This window comes from Sphingomonas sp. GW821-FHT10F09 (assembly GCF_058809195.1).
This window is the reverse complement of record NZ_JBXASI010000002.1, coordinates 215,011-235,533: the sequence shown is the minus strand read 5'-3', so window position 1 is coordinate 235,533 and position 20,523 is coordinate 215,011. Positions and strand designations below refer to the sequence as shown.

Annotated in this window: 13 protein-coding genes; 6 read left to right on the top strand and 7 right to left on the bottom strand. The window is 71.5% G+C overall.

Annotated elements, in window-relative coordinates; all coding sequences use genetic code 11:
• Positions 1–211: 211 nt before the first annotated feature.
• On the top strand, positions 212–613 hold the full coding sequence (locus AC1RTO_RS09175) for a hypothetical protein (RefSeq protein ID WP_493160565.1): 402 nt from the start codon (positions 212–214) through the stop codon (positions 611–613).
• Here AC1RTO_RS09175 and AC1RTO_RS09170 read toward each other — a convergent pair.
• Entirely contained in the window at positions 570–767 is a 198-nt protein-coding gene (locus tag AC1RTO_RS09170; protein ID WP_493160564.1) for a hypothetical protein, read from the bottom strand. The genes AC1RTO_RS09175 and AC1RTO_RS09170 overlap by 44 nt on opposite strands.
• 102 nt (positions 768–869) lie before the next feature.
• On the bottom strand, positions 870–1,136 hold the full coding sequence (locus AC1RTO_RS09165) for a hypothetical protein (RefSeq protein WP_493160563.1): 267 nt from the start codon (positions 1,134–1,136) through the stop codon (positions 870–872).
• A 164-nt stretch (positions 1,137–1,300) separates the two neighbouring features.
• Between AC1RTO_RS09165 and AC1RTO_RS09160 the strand changes: the two genes are divergently transcribed.
• The 5 genes from AC1RTO_RS09160 (at position 1,301) to AC1RTO_RS09140 (ending at position 15,701) form a co-directional block, all read left to right on the top strand.
• A complete protein-coding gene (locus AC1RTO_RS09160) occupies positions 1,301–10,471 on the top strand; it encodes a BapA/Bap/LapF family large adhesin (protein ID WP_493160562.1) in 9,171 nt (3,056 codons plus the stop codon).
• A gap of 190 nt (positions 10,472–10,661) precedes the next feature.
• Positions 10,662–11,897 (top strand): TolC family protein, encoded by a 1,236-nt coding sequence (locus AC1RTO_RS09155; protein ID WP_493160561.1) that lies wholly within the window; start codon positions 10,662–10,664, stop codon positions 11,895–11,897.
• A complete protein-coding gene (locus tag AC1RTO_RS09150; RefSeq protein ID WP_493160560.1) occupies positions 11,894–14,038 on the top strand; it encodes a type I secretion system permease/ATPase in 2,145 nt (714 codons plus the stop codon). Before AC1RTO_RS09155 ends, AC1RTO_RS09150 begins: the two co-directional genes overlap by 4 nt.
• Complete coding sequence (locus AC1RTO_RS09145; protein WP_493160559.1) at positions 14,035–15,222, top strand: HlyD family type I secretion periplasmic adaptor subunit; 1,188 nt, start codon at positions 14,035–14,037, stop codon at positions 15,220–15,222. The genes AC1RTO_RS09150 and AC1RTO_RS09145 overlap by 4 nt, the downstream gene beginning before the upstream one ends.
• Complete coding sequence (locus AC1RTO_RS09140) at positions 15,219–15,701, top strand: MarR family winged helix-turn-helix transcriptional regulator (RefSeq protein ID WP_493160558.1); 483 nt, start codon at positions 15,219–15,221, stop codon at positions 15,699–15,701. Before AC1RTO_RS09145 ends, AC1RTO_RS09140 begins: the two co-directional genes overlap by 4 nt.
• Position 15,702: 1 nt before the next feature.
• On the opposite strand, the gene AC1RTO_RS09135 is transcribed toward AC1RTO_RS09140, so the two are convergent.
• The 5 genes from AC1RTO_RS09135 to AC1RTO_RS09115 form a co-directional block, all read right to left on the bottom strand.
• On the bottom strand, positions 15,703–16,800 hold the full coding sequence (locus AC1RTO_RS09135; RefSeq protein WP_493160557.1) for a glycosyltransferase family 2 protein: 1,098 nt from the start codon (positions 16,798–16,800) through the stop codon (positions 15,703–15,705).
• Positions 16,797–17,840 carry a 3-isopropylmalate dehydrogenase gene (leuB, locus tag AC1RTO_RS09130; protein ID WP_493160556.1) on the bottom strand — a complete coding sequence of 348 codons (1,044 nt, stop codon included), beginning with the start codon at positions 17,838–17,840 and terminating at the stop codon, positions 16,797–16,799. Before leuB ends, AC1RTO_RS09135 begins: the two co-directional genes overlap by 4 nt.
• A 45-nt stretch (positions 17,841–17,885) precedes the next feature.
• Positions 17,886–18,614, bottom strand: a complete 729-nt coding sequence (recO, locus tag AC1RTO_RS09125) for a DNA repair protein RecO (RefSeq protein ID WP_493160555.1) — start codon at positions 18,612–18,614, stop codon at positions 17,886–17,888.
• Positions 18,615–18,689: 75 nt separating this feature from the next.
• Entirely contained in the window at positions 18,690–19,571 is an 882-nt protein-coding gene (locus tag AC1RTO_RS09120) for a GNAT family N-acetyltransferase (RefSeq protein ID WP_493160554.1), read from the bottom strand.
• Positions 19,568–20,518 carry a polysaccharide deacetylase family protein gene (locus AC1RTO_RS09115; RefSeq protein ID WP_493160553.1) on the bottom strand — a complete coding sequence of 317 codons (951 nt, stop codon included), beginning with the start codon at positions 20,516–20,518 and terminating at the stop codon, positions 19,568–19,570. The genes AC1RTO_RS09120 and AC1RTO_RS09115 overlap by 4 nt, the downstream gene beginning before the upstream one ends.
• Between the last annotated feature and the right edge of the window lie 5 nt (positions 20,519–20,523).

Sequence of the window (20,523 nt, the reverse complement as noted above, 5' to 3'; positions counted from 1 at the left end):
CGCCATCGCGCCGGCACCAGCTGCACGCTGCCCTTTCGCAGATTTCGCCCGTCCGGACCATGAACGGGATCGCCGTATCGGCTTTCGGAACCGCGCGTCGCACCGCCATTGCGGCAGGGACAAGACCAACAAAATGAATTAGCTGAACATTTTTTGTTAAACCAAATTACCCAGACTGCGTTTGCAGGGCAGATCGGGTCGAGGAACAGCCGTGTCGGACGAGCGCTTGGTCGAATTCTGGGCGAAAACGATCGCGATGCGATCCCCCGTCATGCTGCAACAGCTGCACGGCGCCGCACTCGGCCTGATCGCTGCGCGCCGGGCGATGCAAAGGGCGATGCCGCCCGAATTCGTCCATTGCCCGTCGCTCGACATGCTGCTGGCGCTCTTCGTCGCCGATGGCCATGCGCTGTCGCTCGCCGACCTCGTCCAGGCGACGCCCGCCGCGCCCGCGGTCGCGCGACGCTGGACCGACGTCTTCGTTCAGCGCGATCTCGTGGCGGTGCGCGACGGGACGGCGACGCTGACCGAGACCGGTTTCCGCATGATGGCGGACACCTGCCGCGCCGTCATTGAATCGCAGATGGCCGCCCGGGTACCGAGCCTGAACTGAGGCGGGCCGCCTGCGCGGCACGATCGTGGATCGTGTGGAGCGCCTGCTCCAGTTCCGCCGCGGCGAGCGTCTCGTCCGCCGCCACGACCAGCCGGATCGCCCGCTCTACCAGGTCGCGCGCCTCGGCGAGGCGTGCCGCATTATCAGTCGCCATGTTCGAACTTTCGCTCCGCTTCGCGCGAACCCGAACGCTCCCTGCCATCGCGGCGACCATGACGTCAAACGGCAATCATCCGCCGGAAATCCGAAATCGGGATCAGGCCGGATCGACCCTGTCGGCCGAATGCGCGCCTGCGTCGTGCCGCGCCGCCTGCCCGCCGCTCCAGACGGTCCGGAGCAGCGCGACGAATGCCGCCCAGCGCGATGGGCGGCCGGGCGCATGCGGGTCGATCGCCGCCCTCCGGCTGGCATAGACGCTGGCGAGGTGGCGATGGACGCCCTTCGCCCGCGGGCAGCGCGCGCGGCGGGCCATGCGCAGTTCCCGCAATTCGCGCCGTCGCAGATATTCGGCCTCTTGATCCATGGGTGTCAGGCTAGGGGCGGACGCCGTCGCGGCAACGGGAATTGGTTCCGGAACCGGAATCCAGGCAGCCAGGCGGGGGCGGGGCGGTTCATGGTCGTGACGGACCCGCACCCTTCCCGAGTCGCGTAACGACACGGGTGCCGGTCCCCCAAAGGGAGACGGTGATGAACGTGGAAGTGATCTCGAAGGCGACCGGTGCGATCACCGAAGTGGCCGGCGCCGCGATCGATCTCGATGCCCCCAGCATCGTCCGCCTCGACATCACCCGTGCGCAGGTGGCGGGCTTCGAACAGCAGGGCGACGATCTCATCATCCGGCTGGTCGATGGCGAGACCATCCGCATCGTCGATTTCTATCCGCCCAATGCCACCATCCCCAACGATCTCGTCCTGCGCGAGAATGACGGCAGCCTGTGGCTGGCGAAGCCGGGCGCCGGCACGCCGCGCTTCTCGCTGATCCAGGACCTCGACGACCTGCTCGCGGCGCACGGCGGCAGCGGCGGATCGTCGCTCGCCATTCCCGCGCTGCTCGGCGGTCTCGCTGCCGCCGCCGGCATCGCCGCGATCGCGAGCGGCAGCGGCGGGGACGATGACGCCCGGCCGAGCGGCGGGCAGGAACCCGATCCCGGCACCCCCGCACCGGATCGCGATCCGCCCGCCGCGCCGACCGGCGCCGTCCGTGGCGACGGCGCCGCGGTCGTCGGCCGCGGCGAAGCGGGCGCGACCGTGTCGATCCGCAACGCCGCCGGCGCCGTGATCGGCACCGCGGTGGTCGCGGCAGACGGTAGCTATACGGCCACCGTCGCGCCGCCGCAGGTCAATGGCGAGCGGCTGACGATCACGCAGGCCGATCCCGCCGGCAACGTCTCGCCGGCAACGCCGGTCCAGGCGCCCGACATCACCGCCCCCGCCGCGCCCACCGCCGCGATCGATGCGACCGGCACGACGGTCACCGGCCGCGGCGAGGCAGGTGCGACCGTCACGATCCGCGACGTGTCCGGCGCCGTGATCGGCACCGGCCTCGTCGGCGCGGACGGCACCTATACGGTGACGCTGTCGACGCCGCAGGCCAATGGCGGCACCCTGTCGGTCGCCCAGACCGATGCTGCGGGCAACGTGTCTCCCGCCACCAGCACGGCGGCGCCCGACATCACCGCCCCCGCCGCGCCGGTCGCGACGATCAGCGGCGACGGCACGGTCGTCACCGGCACCGGCGAGCCCGGCAGCCGTGTTACCGTCACCGGCCCCGCCGGCACCCCGATCGGCACCGCCACCGTGCGGCCGGACGGCAGCTATACCGTCACCCTCTCACCCGCGCAGGCGAATGGCGGCGCCGTCTCCGTCACCCAGACCGACGCGGCCGGCAACGCCTCGCCCGCGACCAGTCTCACCGCCCCCGACATCACCGCCCCCGCCGCGCCACTGGCAACGATCAACGGCGACGGCACCGTCGTCACCGGCACCGGCGAGCCCGGCAGCCGTGTCACCGTCATCGGCCCCGCCGGCACTCCGATCGGCACCACCGTGGTCGCCGCCGACGGCAGCTACACCATCACGCTTTCGCCCGCGCAGGCGAATGGCGGCACCGTCTCCGTCACGCAGACAGACGCAGCTGGCAACGCCTCGCCCGCCACCAGCGTCACCGCGCCCGACATCACCGCCCCCGCTGCGCCCGTCGCAACGATCAACGGCGACGGCACGGTCGTTACCGGCACCGGCGAGCCCGGCGGCCGTGTCACCGTCACCGGCCCCGCCGGCACCCCGATCGGCACTGCCGTTGTCGCAGCCGACGGCAGCTACACCGTCGCGCTTTCGCCCGCACAGGCGAATGGCGGCACCGTCTCGATTGTCCAGACGGACGCGGCTGGCAACGCCTCGCCCGCAACGAGCCTCAACGCCCCCGACATCACTGCCCCCGCCGCGCCACTGGCGACGATCAACGGCGACGGCACCGTCGTCACCGGCACCGGCGAGCCCGGCAGCCGTGTCACCGTCACCGGAACCGCCGGCCCCCCGATCGGCACCGCCGTCGTCGCCTCCGACGGCAGCTACACTGTCGCGCTTTCGCCCGCGCAGGCGAATGGCGGCACCGTCTCCGTCACCCAGACCGACACGGCCGGCAATGCCTCGCCCGCGACGAGCCTCACCGCCCCCGACATCACCGCCCCCGCTGCGCCCGTCGCGACGATCAATGGCGACGGCACGGTCGTTACCGGCACCGGCGAGCCCGGCAGCCGTGTCACCGTCACCGTCACCGGCCCTGCGGGCACCCCGATCGGCACCGCCGTCGTCGCCGTCGACGGCAGCTATACCGTCACCCTCTCGCCGCCGCAGGCCGATGGCGAAGCGCTGACCGTGACGCAGGTCGATGCGGCGGGGAACGTCTCGCCGCCGACCGCCATCGCCGCGCCCGACATCACCGGCCCGGCCGCGCCAACGATCGCGATCGACGCGACCGGCACGCAGGTGAGCGGCAGCGGCCAGCCCGGCGCGCGCGTGACGATCACCGATCCCGCCGGCGCGACGATCGGCACCGCCGTCGTCGCCGCCAACGGCAGCTACAGCGCGACGCTGACCACGCCGCAGGTCAATGGCGAGCGGGTCGACGCGCGCCAGACCGATGGCGACGGCAACGCCTCCGGCATCGCGAGCACGATCGCGCCGGACCTCACCGCCCCCGCGCAGCCGACCGCGGCGATCAACGCGGACGGCACGGTCGTCGCCGGCGCGGGCGAACCCGGCGCGCGCATCACCGTCACCGACGCCGCCGGCACCGTGCTCGGCAGCGCGACCGTCGCCGCCGACGGCACCTTTAGCGCGCCGCTCACCCCCGCGCAGGCCGATGGCGAAGCGTTGCGCGTGATCCAGGTCGACGCCGCCGGCAATGCCGCGCCGCCGCTGCCGCTGACCGCGCCCGACATCACCGCGCCACCGGCGCCGCTCGCGACGCTCGATGCGACCGGGACGGTGGTCAGCGGCACCGGCGAGCCCGGCGCACGTGTCGCGGTGCGCGATGCCACCGGCGTCGAGATCGGCAGCGCGACGGTCAATGCGCAGGGCGGCTATGCCGTCGTCCTCGCGACCCCGCAGGTGAACAACCAGATCCTGACGGTGACGCAGAGCGATGCCGCCGGCAATGCCTCGCCCGGCGTGCCGCTGACCGCGCCGGACCTCACCGCACCGGTCGCACCGACCGCAACCGTGGCCGCGGATGGCTCCAGCATCGCCGGCATCGGCGAACCCGGCGCCACCGTCACCGTGCGCAGCCCGTTGGGGGCCGTCATCGCGACCGCCAACGTCGCCGCGGACGGCAGCTACAGCGCGACCCTCACGCCCGCACAGACCGATGGCGAGGTGCTGGCCGTGCGTCAGGCCGACGCCGCCGGCAACGTCTCACCCCCGGCGACCGCCACCGCGCCCGACCTCGTCGTCGACAGCGATCCGCCCGCCCCCACCGCCAGCGTTGCGGCCGATGGCGCCGCGGTGACCGGCGTCGCGATCGGCGGCGCGACGATCACGCTGTACGACGCCAACGGCAATGCGATCGGCACCGGCGCCGCCAATCCCGACGGCAGCTACAGCGTCGCGCTCACCCCGCCGCGGATCGACGGCGAGACGGTGCGGGTCACCCAGACCGAGGCGGATGGCGACGTGTCGCCGCCCGCGACCGCCATCGCCCCCGATCTCACGCCGCCCGCGGCCCCCGCCGCGACGCTCGACGGTACCGGCGGCATCGTCACCGGCACCGGCGAGGCGGGCGCGGTGGTGACCGTGCGCGCGGCCGACGGCACGATCCTCGGCACCGCCACCGTCGCTGCCGGCGGCGCCTATGCGGTGGTCCTCGCCACGGCGCAGGCCAATGGCGGCACCCTGTCCGTCACCCAGGCGGATGCGGCGGGCAACGTTTCGCCCGCGACCAGCCTCGCTGCGCCCGATATCACCGCCCCGGCCGCCCCCGCCGCCACGGTCGCCGCGGACGGCACCGCCGTCACCGGCACCGGCGAAGCCGGCACGATCGCGACCGTCCGCGACGCGACCGGCACCGTCATCGGCAGCGCCACCGTCGCCGCGGACGGCCGCTATACCGTCCCGCTCGCCCCCGTGCAGGCCAATGGCGAGACGGTATCGGTGACACTGGCCGATGCGGCCGGCAACGTCTCGTCCCCGACCAGCGCGGTCGCGCCCGACATCACCGCGCCCGCCGCACCGACGCTCAGCGTTGGCGACGACGGTACCTCGGTCGCAGGCACCGGCGAACCCGGCGCGACAGTCACCATCACCAGCCCCGCCGGCGCGACGATCGGCACCGCCGTCGTCGCCGCGGACGGCCGCTACACCGCCACGATCAGCCCGGCGCAGATCAACGGCGAGCGGCTCGGCGCGACGCAGGCGGATCCCGCCGGCAACGTCTCGGGCAGCACCGACGCGCTCGCCCCCGACCGCGTCGCCCCCGCCGCGCCGACCGCGACGATCAACGGCGACGGGACGATCGTGTCGGGCACCGGCGAACCCGGCGCGACCGTCACGATCACCGGCCCGGCCGGCGCCGCGATCGGCAGCGCCGCGGTGGCCGCCGACGGCAGCTATGCCGTTACCCTTACCCCCGCACAGGCAAACGGCGAAACCTTGTCGGTGACGCAGCGCGACCCCGCCGGCAACGCCTCCCCCGGTGTCGGCGTCACCGCGCCGGACATCACCGCACCCGCTGTACCGACCGCGATCATCAGCGGCGACGGCGCGACCGTCTCCGGTACCGGCGAGGCCGGTGCCACGATCACCGTGCGCAACGCCGCCGGCGCGGCGATTGGCAACGCGACCGTCGCCGCGAACGGCAGCTACACCGCGACGCTCACCCCGGCACAGGCGAATGGCGAGGCGCTCACCGTCGGTCAGGCCGATGCCGCGGGCAATCTCTCCCCCAATCTGCCGCTGACCGCGCCCGACATCACCGCGCCACCGGCACCCCCGGCCGCGCTCGATCCCACCGGCACTATCGTGTCCGGCACGGGCGAGGCGGGCGCGACCGTCACCGTGCGTGCGGCGGACGGTACGTCGCTGGGCACCGCCCTCGTCACCGCGCAGGGCACGTACAGCGTCGCCCTCGCCACGCCGCAGGTGGACCGCCAGGCGCTCCGCGTCACGCAGGCGGACGCCGCCGGCAACGTCTCGCCCGCCACCCCGCTGACCGCGCCGGACCTGACCGCCCCCGCGGCGCCCACCGCCAGCGTCGCGGCGGATGGCCTGACGCTCACCGGCACCGGAGAGGCCGGCGCGACCGTCACGGTGCGCAACCCGCTCGGCGTTGCGATCGGCACCGCTACGGTCGCCGCCGACGGCAGCTACACCGTCACCCTCGCGACGGCACAGACCGACGGCGAGACGCTGTCGGTGCGGCAGGCCGACGCGGCGGGCAACGTCTCGCCGGCCGTCAGCGCGACCGCACCCGATCTGGTCGTCGATACCGACCCCGCCGCACCCACGGCGACGGTCGGCACGGACGGCGCCACCGTCGCCGGCGCGGCCCTCGGCGGTGCGACGATCACCGTCTATAATGCGACCGGTACGGTGATCGCCACCGGCACCGCCAACCCCGACGGCAGCTACAGCGTCGCGCTGTCGCCCCCGCAGGTCAACGGCGAGACTGTCCGCGTCACCCAGACGGAGGCGGACGGTGACGTCTCGCCCCCCGCGACCGCCATCGCACCCGACCTGACCGCTCCGATGGCCCCCACCGCGACGCTGGACGCGACCGGCGGCGTGGTGACCGGCACCGGCGAGGCAGGCGCGACGGTCGTGATCCGCGGCCCCGGCGGTGCGACGCTCGGCACCGCCACCGTCGCCGCCAACGGCGCCTATGCCGCGACGCTGACCCCGGCGCAGACCAATGGCGAGACACTGACCGTCACCCAGGCGGATGCCGCCGGCAACGTCTCGCCCCCGGCCACCGCCCTCGCCCCGGATCTGGTCGCGCCGCTCGCGCCCACCGCGGCCGTGTCCACCGACGGCACGACGGTGACCGGCCGCGGCGAGGCCGGCGCCCGCATCGTGGTCCTCGATCCCGCCGGCACGCCGATCGGCGTCGCCACCGTCGCTGCGGACGGCAGCTATAGCGCGACGCTGTCGACGCCGCAGGTGGATGGCGAGCGGCTGACCGCCACGCAGACCGACGGCGGCGGCAACGCCTCGGCCCCGGTCGTCGCGGTCGCGCCCGACCTCACCGCCCCCGCTATCCCCACCCTCGCCATCGCCAGCGACGGTACGAGCGCCAGTGGCGTCGGCGAACCCGGTGCGACGGTCACGCTGACCGGTCCGGGTGGGACGATCGTCGGCACCGCCCCGGTCGCCGCGGACGGCAGCTACACGATCGCGCTCGCGCCGCCGCGGGTGAATGGCGAAGCCTTCACCGCGACCCAGGCGGACGCCGCCGGCAACGCCTCGCCCGCCGCCAATGCGGTCGCACCGGACCTGACGGCTCCCGCCGCACCGATTGCCGGGGTCGACGCGACCGGCACGACCGTCACCGGCACCGGAGAGGCGGGCGCCACCGTCCGCGTCACCGGTCCGGGCGGCGCGCTCGGCAGCGCGCTCGTCGCCGCCGATGGCAGCTATACGATCACGCTGACCACGCCGCAGGCAAACGGACAGGCGCTGCTGGTGACGCAGACCGATCCGGCCGGCAACGTCTCCCCCGCCACCGGCCTCGCCGCGCCCGACATCACCGCCCCCGCCGCACCGACCGCCACGGTCTCGACCGATGGCGCGAGCGTCACCGGCACGGGTGAGGCGGGTGCAACCGTGACCATCACCGCCCCCGGCGGGACGGTGATCGGCACCGGGCTCGTCGCCGCCAACGGCAGCTACACCGCGCTGCTGACCGTTCCGCAGACCAACGGCGAACTGCTCGGCGCCAGCCAGCGCGACCCCGCCGGCAATCCGTCGCCGGTCGCCCCGGCATTCGCCCCCGACAGCACCGCACCCGCCACCCCCACGGCCACGGTCGGCGGCCAGGGCGATGTGGTAACCGGCCTCGGCGAACCCGGGGCGACGGTGACGATCACCGGTCCGGGCAACACGATCCTCGGCACCGCCGTGGTCGGCGGCTCCGGCAGCTATCTGGTGACGCTCGCCACGCCGCAGCGCAACGGCGAGGTGCTGGTCGCAACGCAGCGCGATGCGGCGGGCAACGCCTCCACGCCCGTCAACGCGCCCGCGCCCGATCTCACCGCACCACCGCCCCCCGCCGGCCTGACGGTCAGCGGCGACGGTACCGCGCTGACCGGCACCGGCGAACCCGGCGCCCGGGTCGAGGTGCGCGCCGGCGGCGTGCTGCTCGGCACCGCGACGGTCGCCACCGACGGCAGCTTCTCCGTGCCGCTCTCGCCGGTTCAGGTCACCGGCGCCACCGTATCGGCGACCCAGGCCGATGTCGCCGGCAACGTGTCCGGCGCCGCCACCGCGGTCGCCCCGTTCGATATCCAGGCGTTCGGCAATACCGACACCGCCTCGATCGACATCGTGCCGGTGACGACGAACGTGAACGCCGGCTCGGCCAATTACGTGGCGCTGGTCGCACTCGGGCTGGTCAACCTGCAGGCGCAGGTGCTGGCCATCCCCAACGTCCAGTTCACCGTCGCCGCGGGCCACAGCCTCGATGCGACCTTCACTTATGACGGCCTGCTCACGCTCGGCCTGGGCGGCGGCTATTCGGTCGTCGTGCAGCGCTTCGACGGCACCAACTGGGTCGCGGTCAACGGCACGGCGGGCGGCACCTTGCTCGAACTCGGCCTGCTCAGCGACAATCTGGTCGCGACGGAGACGCTGGGGCCGGGCAGCTACCGTGCCTTCGTCACCTTCGACGGCGGCCTTGCCGGCATCGGAGTGCTCGGCGACCTGATCGTCAACGGCCGCGATTCGGACTTCACCGACATCCAGTCGGTCGTCCCCCAGGCGGGCAGCGGCAACGTCATCACCGATCCCGGCCCCGGCGGCGAGGTCGACGTGGTCAGCGCCGCGACGCGGGTCGACAGCGTCACCCACAACGGCATCGTCACCGCGGTCACCGCCAATGGCACGATCGTCGACGGCGACTGGGGAACGTTGGTCATCAACACCGACGGCAGCTACACCTACACGCCCGACGCCAATGCCGCGGCGATCGGCCGGACCGACGTCTTCACCTACACGCTGATCGATCCGAGCGACAACGAGCGCGAAAGCGCCAGCCTGTCGATCACGATCGGCAGCGGCGACATCGCCGGCGCGCCGCTGGCGGTGAACGATGCAGCGATCGCCGATGTCACCTATCGCAACGTGGAGGTCGTCGCCCCGCCGGTCACCGCGTTCAGCTACAACACCGGCGTGCTGGGCGGCAGCGGCAACAGCGGCTTCACGGTGCAGGCCAACACGACCGCTGACGTGACGATCGTCGCCCGCACCGACAATCTCGCGTTGCTGCCGACCTACAACCTGGTCGTGCGGGATGCCGGCAACGCCGTCATCCGCAACGTGTCGGTGCTGTCGGTGGTCACCCTCGGCAATGCCGTCCCCACGGCCACTTTCGTGCTCGATGACCTGCCCGCCGGCAGCTACAGCTATTCGGTCAGTAGCGGCACCGCCGTGCTCGGCTTCGGCAGCACCGTCTCGCTGGGCACGACGACCACGTTGCTCGACCGGTTCGAACTGGCGACGCGCGAGACGGTGCAGGGCGATCTGTTCGCCAACGATACGGCGAACACGCCGTTCGCGGCGCTGCACGTCGACCGCGGCACCGGCTTTGCCGAGGTCGGCGACACGCCGGTCGTCCTCACCGGACGGTACGGCACGCTCACCGTCAACGAAACCGGCGGCTACAGCTATCAGCCGAGCGCGACGCTGGCCTATTCCGCGGTCGATCTGGTCGACAGCTTCACCTATCATCTGGTGCAGCCGAACGGCGCGACGTCAGTCGCGACGCTGACCGTCACGATCGACGTGCCGGGGGACGGGCCCGCGACGGCCGCGCTCGCCGGTATCACGGCCTTCGGCAGCGTGGAATCGGACGTCATCGCCCTCGACGGCGTCATCGCCCCCGGAGCGGCGACGACGCATGCTCCCGAAGGCACGGCCATCAGCCTTGCCGCTTACGATCTGTTCGAGGGGCAGGGCGATCTCGAGAACGTGCTCACCCATTATCTCGCGACGCAGACCGACGATCAGCATGGCGCAATGCCGGCGACCGAACATCCGGTCTCGGTCATGAACGGCGCGATGCCCGCTATCGCCGATCCGCTCGATTACCTAGTCGTTTCCCCCGAAGATCACGACCGTTATGGAATTACAACCAATCATGTTGTTTGAACAAACCAGAACGCGTCTAAAGTATTGTTGCTGATATCCACAAAGGTCAGCATCCCTACACTGTTTATTAAAGGTCCCGGTCCTTTTCTGAATAACAGAAGAGGATCGGACCATCATGGACTATTGCCATAGTCATTTTGCGATACGGGCGACAATTGTTGCGCTGGCAATCGGGATCTGCGGCAGCGGCATGGCCGCCGATGCCGGAGCCCCGGTAACGCTGGAAAATGCCGCGCGCGAGGCAGTCGCCTGGCACCCGTCGATCATCGAGGCGGCGGGCGCGCTCAACGCCCGCGGCGAAGAGGTCGCCGCCGCCCGCGCCGGCTATCTGCCGACGGTCAGCGCCGGGGTCGGCAGTGGCTACGACAGCCGCGTTACCGGTACGTGGCGCCCCCGCCCGCAGGTCGGCGCGTCGCAGATGCTGTACGATTTCGGCAAGGTGTCGAGCGACGTCGCCGCGGCGCGCGCCGGCACCCGCGTCGGCCGGGCGGAGATGCTGCTGGCGGTCGACACGCTGATCCGCGACACGGCCTATGCGCTGATCGAACTGCAGCGTGCGACCGCGCTGCACGCGATCGCCGCAGATCAGGCGGACAGCATCGGCCAGATCGGCGAACTGGTCGGCAAGCGCACCACGATGGGCGCCGCGACCCGCTCGGACGCGTTGCAGGCGCAGGCGCGGGTCGAGGCGACGACCGCCAGCCTCGCCACGATCGAGGCGGAGCGCCGTCGCTGGGCGAGCAACCTCGCCTTCCTGCTCGGCCGTGCGGCACCGCCCGCGACCGTGTCGGCGAACGTCCCCGACTGGCTGATGCGCAGCTGCGCGCAGCCCGCGTCCGACTGGGACAGCGTGCCGGCGGTGATGGCCGCCGATGCGCAGACCGAGCGCGCATCGGCCTATCTGCGCCGCAGCCGCGCGGATCGCTATCCGACGCTGGCGCTGGGCGGCGACGCCTCGACCGACTTCGCCTCGCCGTTCGGCCAGCGCAGCATCTACAACGTCGGCCTGCGCGTCACGAGCAACATCTTCGCCGGCGGAATCACCAGGGCACGGGTCCGCGGCGCCTCCTACGAACTCGACGCGGCGGAGGCGCGCGCGAAGCGCGTCCGCAACGAAACCGGGCAGCGCCTCGCCGAGGCGCAGCAACAGATCGACAGCCTGTCGCGGCTGGGTGCGACGCTGACGGCGCGCGAGGACAACATGCGCGAGACCGGCCGGCTCTACCGCATCCAGTATCTCGAAATGGGGACGCGGACGCTCGTCGACCTGCTCAACGCCGAACAGGAATTGCAGCAGGTCCGCTACGAAGCGGTCAACACCGCGCACGACCTGCGCCGTTTGCAGGTGGATTGCCTGTTCCTCTCCGGCCGGATGCGCGACGCCTTCGGCCTCGCCGGCACCGCCGTCCGCGGGGTAACGCTGTGAGCGCCCTGCTGGCGGTCCCGCCTGCCACCGGCATCGACAGCTGGCTCGAGCTGCTCGGGCGCGTCGCCCGCCATTACCGCCTGCCCGTCTCCGAACAGCGCGCACGGCTGGCGGCGCAATGGGACCTCGGCGGCGACGACGACGCCCGCATCCGCACGCTCGCCCGCGCCACTGGCCTGACCGTCCGCTTCACCGCGCCGCGCGACGTCCGGCTGACCGGCTGGCGGCTGCCGGTGATCGCGCGCCTGTCCGACGGCGAGATCGCGCTGATCGAGGGGGTCGATGGCGATGGCTATGCCTGCCTGACCTTGCCCGGCGACCGCGGCGGCCAGACCCGCCTCCCCCTCGCCGACCTCGTCGCCGCGGCGACCGGCTTCGTCACCCCGCGCCCGTCGCGGTCCGCCCCGGACCAGCGCGTCGACACCTATATCCGCCCGTTCGAGGATCACTGGCTGCGCCAGATCCTGATGCGCGACGCCCCCTCCTACGGCCATGTCATGGTCGCCTCGGTCGTGACCAACGTGCTGGGGCTCGCCGGCGTGTTGTTCTCGATGCAGGTCTACGACCGGGTGGTGCCGGCGGGATCGATCCCGACGTTGACCATCCTGTTCGTCGGCGTGCTGATCGCGATCGGCTTCGACTTCGTGCTGCGCCGCCTGCGCACCAACATCGTCGACGTCCTCGGCAAGCGCGCCGACCTGCGCATCTCCGACCGCGTCTTCGGCCACGCGCTGCGTGTCCGCAACCGGGCGCGGCCCGCCTCGACCGGCACTTTCATCTCGCAGTTGCGCGACCTCGACCAGGTCCGCGACATGCTCACCTCCACCACCGTCGCGACGGTCGCGGACATGCCCTTCTTCCTGCTATTCCTCGCCGTACTCTGGTATATCGGCGGCGCGCTCGCGCTGGTGCCGCTCGGCGCGCTGGTGCTCCTGTTGCTGCCCGGCCTGCTCGCCCAGCGCAAGCTGCGCATCCTCGCCACCGAATCGATGCGCGAATCCTCGCTGCGCAATGCGATGCTGGTCGAGGCGATCCAGGGCATCGAGGACATCAAGGTCCTCCAGGCCGAGGATCGCTTCCACCATCAGTGGAACCACTACAATGCCGTCGCGGGCGAGGCGCAACTGCGCCTGCGCGGCCTCACCAACAGCCTGTCGGTCTGGACGCAGAGCGTGCAGAACGGCGTCTATGCCGCGATCATCTTCGTCGGCGCGCCGCTAGTCATCGCCGGCGACATCACCACCGGCGTGCTCGTCGCCACCTCGATCCTCGGATCGCGGATGATGGCGCCGATGGCGCAGGTGACGCAGCTGCTCGGCCGCTTCCAGCATGCGAAGGTGGCGATGGGCAGCCTCAACCAGATCATGGCGTTGCCCGTCGACAGCGCCGATGCCGATCACCGCATCCCGCTGCCCGCGGTCACCGGCGATTTCGCGCTCCGCGCGGCCGTGTTCACCTATGCCGATCCCAATGCCCCGCCCGCCCTCTCCGTCCCGCAGCTCGACATCGCGGCGGGCGAGCGGATCGCGCTCCTGGGCCGCAACGGCGCCGGCAAGTCGACGCTGCTGCAGGGATTGTCCGGCATGCTCCAGCCGGTGTCCGGCGAGGTGCTGCTCGACGGCCTCGCGCTGCATCAGGTCGATCCCGCCGACGTGCGCCGCGACGTCGGCCTGCTCACCCAGCACAGCCGGCTGTTCCACGGCACGTTGCGCGAGAATCTGACGCTCGGCGCACCGGCCGCTGCGGATGGCGAGATCATGGCGGTGCTGGCGACGGTAGGCGCGGAGGGCATGGTCCGCCGCCTGCGCGACGGCCTCGGCCATGTCGTGCAGGAGGGCGGGCTCGGGCTGTCCGGTGGGCAGGTGCAGGCGCTGCTGCTCGCCCGCCTGCTGCTCCGCCAGCCGATGGTCGCGCTGCTCGACGAACCGACCGCGGCGATGGACGAGGCGACCGAACGCCATTTCATCCAGCAGCTCGGGCTCTGGAGCCGCACCCGCACGCTTGTCGTCGCGACCCACCGCACGCGCATGCTCGACATCGTCGACCGCATCGTCGTCATCGACAATGGCGGCATCGTCCTCGACGGACCCAAGGACCATATCCTCGCGACGATGCGCGGAACCCGGAGTGCCGCGGCATGACCACGCTGGCCATCGAAGACGACCATCTGTTCGGCGGCGACGGCGAAACCCGCCTCGTCACCGCGCGGCGGCTGGTCTGGCTGCTCGCCGCCCTGTTCGCCGCGGCGCTCGGCTGGGCCTGGTTCGCCAGCCTCGACGAGGTCGCGACCGGCGAGGCGCGGGTGGTGCCGACCAGCCGCGAACAGGTGCTGCAATCGCTGGAGGGCGGCATCCTCGCGAAGTTGCTCGTGCGGCAGGACGATATCGTCACGCCGGGCCAGTTGCTCGCGCAGCTCGACCCGACGCAGGCGGGGTCGACCGTCGACGAAAGCGCCGCCAAATACCGCGCCGCGCTGGCCAGTGCCGCCCGCCTCCGCGCCGAGGCGAACGGCACGCCGCTGTCCTTCCCCGCCGAGCTCGATCGCTATCCCGACCTCAAGGCCGCCGAGACGCGCCTGTACGAGACGCGCCGCCGCAGCCTGCAATCCTCGCTCGGCCTGATCGACCAGGGTCTGACGCTGATCGGGCGCGAGGTGACGATCGGCCAGTCGCTGATCGCAGTCGGCGCGGCGAGCAACGTCGAGGTGCTGCGCCTGCAGCGCCAGCGCGCCGACATGGCGCTGAAAAAGGCGGACCTCCGCTCGCAATATATGGTCGAGGCGCGGCAGGACCTCGCCAAGGTCACCGAAGAGGTCGACAGCCTCGCGCCCGTCGTGCGCGGCCGCTCCGACACGCTGTCGCGCCTTACGTTGCGCTCGCCGGTGCGCGGCGTGGTCAAGAATATCGAGGTGTCGACGATCGGCGGCGTCGTGCCGCCCAACGGCCGCATCATGGAGATCGTGCCGCTCGACGAACGGCTGCTGATCGAGGCGCGCATCCAGCCACGCGACATCGCCTTCATCCGCCCGGGACAGGCGGCGAAGGTGAAGGTCACCGCCTATGACTATTCGGTCTATGGCGGACTTGACGGCACCGTCGCCAGCATCTCGCCCGACACGATCCGCGACGAGGTGAAGCCGGAGACGCTTTATTACCGCGTGTTCGTCCGCACCAACGCGGACTCGCTGGCCAACAAGGCGGGCAAGCGCTTCCCGATCACCCCCGGCATGGTCGCGACGGTGGATATCCACACCGGCAGCAAGACCGTCCTCCAATATCTGCTGAAGCCGCTGAATCGCGCGCAGGAAGCGTTGCGCGAACGATGACCCCGCCCCGTGGTGACGAAAGCTGCGGTGCCGCCGCCCGCTATGGCGACGCTCCGTCGCGCCGGCCGATGTCGGCGGCGCTGCTCGCCCGCGCCCGTCATGCCCGCCAGCTGCGCGCGACGATGAGCACCTTCCTGCCGCGCGATCTGCTGGTCGATCCCGCCTGGGACATGATGATCGACCTGTTCGTCGCCGCCGGCACCGGCGAACGCCTGTGCGTCAAGGATCTGCGGCTGATGTCGGGCGAGAGCGCGGCGGGGGCGATGCGGCGGATCGACCGCCTGCAGGAAAGCGGCCTGATCGCCCGCCATCCCGATCCCAACGACCATCGCCGCGTCCATGTCGGGCTGACCGAGCAGGGCCAGATGGCGATGGCCGCGATGCTGGAGCACCTGTTCGAAACCCCCGACGGCACCGGGCAGGATGCCGCCGCAACGCCCCGGTCGTTCCACCCCGGACCAGTCCGCGGCCAGGGGTGACTCAGTAGCGGCCCCAGACGAACTTGGACGACAGCGCGTAATTCCACACCGCGCCGACGAGGATGCCGATCAACGCCGAGGCGGCGGCGCCGCCGTCGCGGAAATCGTGGACGAACGCCGCGATCCCGACATTGGCGACCAGCCCGACCGAACAGACGACGCAGAACGACACCCAGCCGTCGAGCAGCTGGCGCAACCCCTTCAGGCGGCGGTCGCGATAGGTCAGCGCATTGTTGAGCAGGAAGTTGAACGTCATCGCCGCGACCGCGCCCATGATCTGCGCCGGCAGGAACGCCGCCCCCAGCAGCATGGCGAGTCCGAGCACCCCCATGTGCACGCCGACGCCGAGCACGCCGATGCCGGAGAACATCGCGAACCGCACCGGCACGAACCGCCCGAACATCCGGTCGTACAGCGCGATCAGATATTCCATCGCGACGACGTGATCGAGCTTCGACTCCCCCTCGGTCCGCACGCGGAACGTATAGGGCAGCTCGGCGAAGCGCAGCGCGACGGGGCTCGCGGTCATCAGGTCGAGCAGGATCTTGAAGCCGATCGCCGACAGTTCGGGCGCCAGCCGTCGCGCATGGTCGGTCCGGATCGCGAAGAAGCCGCTCATCGGATCGCTCAGGTCGCCTTTCAGCACCTTGCGCGACAGTCTGGTGGCAAAGGCCGATTTGGCGACGCGGTCGCGGTCCCAGTCGCCGGTGCCGCCGCCGACGACGAAGCGCGATCCGACGACGAGATCGAGTTCGGCGTCGCGCTGGAGCAGGTCGAGCATCGCGGGCAGCAGCGTCTCGTCATGCTGCAGGTCGCCGTCGATCACCGCGACGACGGGCGCGGCAGTCGCGCACATCCCCTCGATACACGCCGAGGACAGGCCGCGGCGACCGATGCGATGGATCACCCGCACCCGCGGATCGAGCCGCCCCAGTTCGCGCGCGGCGTCGGCGGTGCCGTCGGGGCTGTCGTCGTCGACGAAGATCGCTTCCCAGCGGCGCCCCGCCAGCGCCTGATCGAGCCTCGCGATCAGCGTCGGCACGTTCGCCTTCTCGTTGAAGGTCGGGATGACGACCGCGATCTCGAGCAACGCGCTCACAGAACGGCGAGCACCGCGTCCCCCATCCGGGCGGTCGTCATCGTGCCACCCAGATCGGCGGTGCGCGCGCCGTCGCTAATCGCGCGCGCCACCGCGGCCTCGATCCGGTCCGCCGCCGTGGGCTCCCCCAGCGAATGGCGCAGCATCATCGCCGCCGACAGGATCGCGGCGCACGGATTGGCCTTGCCCTGCCCGGCGATATCGGGGGCGGAACCGTGGATCGGCTCGTACAGCCCCTTGCCCGCGTCATCGAGGCTCGCCGACGGCAGCATGCCGATCGACCCGGCGCACATCGACGCCTGATCCGACAGGATGTCGCCGAACAGATTGCCGGTGACGATCACGTCGAACTGGCCCGGATTGCGCACCAGCTGCATCGCGGCATTGTCGACGTACATGTGGGTCAGCGTCACGTCGGGATAGTCCGCCGACACCTCGATCACCACGTCGCGCCACAATTGCGAGGTGTCGAGCACGTTCGCCTTGTCGACCGAGCACAGATTGCCCTTGCGGCGGCGCGCCGTCTCGAAGCCGACGCGCGCGATGCGGCGCACTTCGGATTCGTCATAGCTCATGATGTCATAGCCTTCGCGCAGGCCGTCGGCGGTGGTGCGACGACCCTTCTCACCGAAATAGACGTCGCCGTTCAGTTCGCGGACGATGACGAGATCGATCTGGCGTGCGATCTCCGGCTTCAGCGCCGAGGCATCCTCCAGCCCCGCGAACAGCGTCGCGGGCCGCAGGTTGGAAAACAGGCCGAGGTGCTTGCGCAGCCCGAGGATCGCCTGCTCCGGCCGCAGCGCGCGTTCCAGATTGTCGCAGGTCGGATCGCCGACCGCACCGAACAGCAACGCATCCGCGCGCCGCGCGACGTCCAGCGTCGTCTCCGGCAGCGGATGGCCGAGCGTGTGATAGGCGACGCCGCCGACCGGCGCCTCCTCGTAGCGCAGGTCGAGATCGAGCGCGTCGAGCACGCGTCGTGCCTGCTGGATAACCTCGGGGCCGATGCCGTCGCCCGGCAGAAGTGCGATCAATGCCATGGCGCCTGCCTTGCCGCGCCCCCGCGCGTCACGCAACCGCCCTTTTCACCCCGCCCGCTTGAGCATCGCCACCAGCCGCTCGCGCGCGACCAGCGGCTCCGCCCGGCGATCGGTCAGCAGGTCGCGGGCGAGGAAATGCCCGGTGATCGCCAGCCCCGCAAGGATATCGGGCCAGTCCGCCGCCCCGCCCCCGGCCAGAAACGCGGGCAGCGCGAACAGCCGCTCCTCATAGCCATGCGCCGCCCCCCGGCACACCGCCCCGCCGCTGCGCGGGCTGACGAAGGCGAGGTCCTCCCCGCCACCGGTGACCACGCAGGTGCCGAGGTCGAGGCCGAAGCCCAGTTCGGCGAGCAGCAGCAGTTCGTACCGGGCGAGCGCACTCGCCCAGCCCCGCGCCGTCGGCGCCGCCTCGATCGCGTCGAGCACCCCGCCCAGCGCGTCGTAAATGCGGGGATAGGGCTGCGCCTCGGGCAACGCCGCGGCGGTCAGCGCGGTCACCCAGGCTAGCGCGGCGGCGGGCAGGGGTTCGCCATGCAGCGCGGCGCGGCTGTGCAGCGGCTCGATCGTCAGCGCCGCCAGCTGCTCGCCGGTTCGCGACCGCCACTCACCTGCGATCGCATTGGCGGGCTGCAACACCGGCCGCATCTGCCGCGACCGGCCGCCGCGCACGTAACCGGGCTGCACGCCGTCGCCGCGGGTCAGCGCCCGCACCACCGCACCATGCTCCCCATGCGCGCGAACGGCGAGGACGATGGCTTCTGCGCTCAGGTGCATGCACCCGATATAGCGCCCGAACCGCCCCCCGCCATCTCCGGATCAGGACCGGATCAGCGCAAAATCAGCGCCGGATCAGCGCCTGACCCGCTTTGCCAGCGCCGCCAGCGCCGGATGCCGGGTCGCGCGCTTCGCCCGCGCCATCGCCCCGTCGAACGCGCTCAGCGCCGCCAGCGTCGCGCGATTCGCCAGCGTCGGCCGCAGCAGCAGCAGCTCGACGCAATCGACCCCGCCGGTCGAGAACAACCGCTTGTGCTGCCCCTCGCCCTCGGTGGAATCGAACCGCGCGAAGCGGTCGCCGAACAGGTCCCGCATCGCTGCCGCCTGCAACACCGTCCCCGGCGACAGGTCGTTCAACGCCGGATCATGCCCGACATGATCGTAGCGCAACGCCGTCCCCTGCGCAGTGCAGCACAGATACGCCGCCGGCGCGCCGCCGATCGACAACAGCCACGCCCGCACCCCGTCCGCCGCTGCGAGCGTATGGAGATGCGCGACCGACGCCGCATCTTCGGGCAAACCCGCGTCGAGCAACCGCTCCTGATAGGTTTTTGCCGACACCGCCCGTGCCAGCGGATAGAAGTCCGCGAGCTCGTCGGGCGTGCGATAGGCCCGTATCGCCATCCCCGCCGCCGCCGCCTTCTTCGTCTTGCGCTTCAGCGTCGATCGCGCCGATCCAGACAGCCCGGCGAGCCAGGCGTCATATCCGATCCCGAGGTCGGTGTAGAATCGCGTGTAGCGCTGCCGCACCACCGCCGCATGCCCCCGTCCGTCGATCCGGTCCACCAGCGCCGCCGGCAGCGAGGTGACGAGATAGCCGTCCCCCTCCCCCGGCGGCAGCGTCGGCACCGTTCCGGCGAGCACGTCGTCGAGCGACAGTGCGACCCGGACCAGCCGCCGCCGGACCGATGCCAGCGTCCGCGCGCCGATCTGGAAGCGCAGCGCCACCGCGGTCATGCCGCGCGCTCCGCCACCCAGTTCGACCAGAGCTGCTCCGCCTGCCGCAACCGCCGCCGCAGCGCGTTGGCCGCGAGCGGCCGGTCGTCGCGATCCAGCGGCAATGCCGGCCGGTCGGCGAAATGCATCGTCGGCAGTTCGTCGCGCCGCGCGCCGAGCAACCGGCACAGGGTGTCGAAGCGCCGGACATGCACGCCGTTCGCCCGCGTTCCCAGACGGTTGGCGAGTTCGAAGCCATGGCTGACGATCGTCACCGCCGCATGCCCCTCCGCGGCGGCATGGTCGAGCGCCGCGGCCGCCTCAGCGCTCGACAGCGCGCACAGTTGAAACGTTCGCCAGATCCCCGGCGCATCCTCGATTACCGACACCGGCACCTCGATCAGGTGATGCAGGACCGGCGCGATCTGTTCGGGTGCGAGGCCGGTCCGGCTCTCCGCTCGCTCGCCGCCATTGTGGCTGCTGTCATAGACGAAGCCGAGCGCCGCCAGCGCGCGCAGCGTGTCCGCATTGGCGGCATAGCCCCCCGCGCGAAACGCGATCGGCTGCGGCGCGCCCGCGGCGACCAGCAGTTCGGTCGCGCCGACCAACAGCCCGACCTGCTCGTCCAGTGCATATTCGTGCATCTGGAACCGACCGAAGCTGGCGCCCCTATCGCCGGCTGTGGCGCCGGCCCAATTGGGGTGCAGATGCAATTGCACCTCCTGGCCCGCCGCGAGGATCGTATCGACCATGCGCTTTACCGGTGCCAGCCCGAACACCAGCGCCGGCATCGGATCGACGAAGAAACACGCCTTCAGCCCGTGCGCCGCTAGCACATCGAGCTGATGGCTCAGCCCCACCCCGGCCGGCTCCAGCGAGCGCGCATAGATCGTCTCGACATCCAGACCGGCGGCGTGATGCCGCCAGGCGAATTCGGTATCGACGGTCAGGAAGACAGGGGTCGCCATCGCCC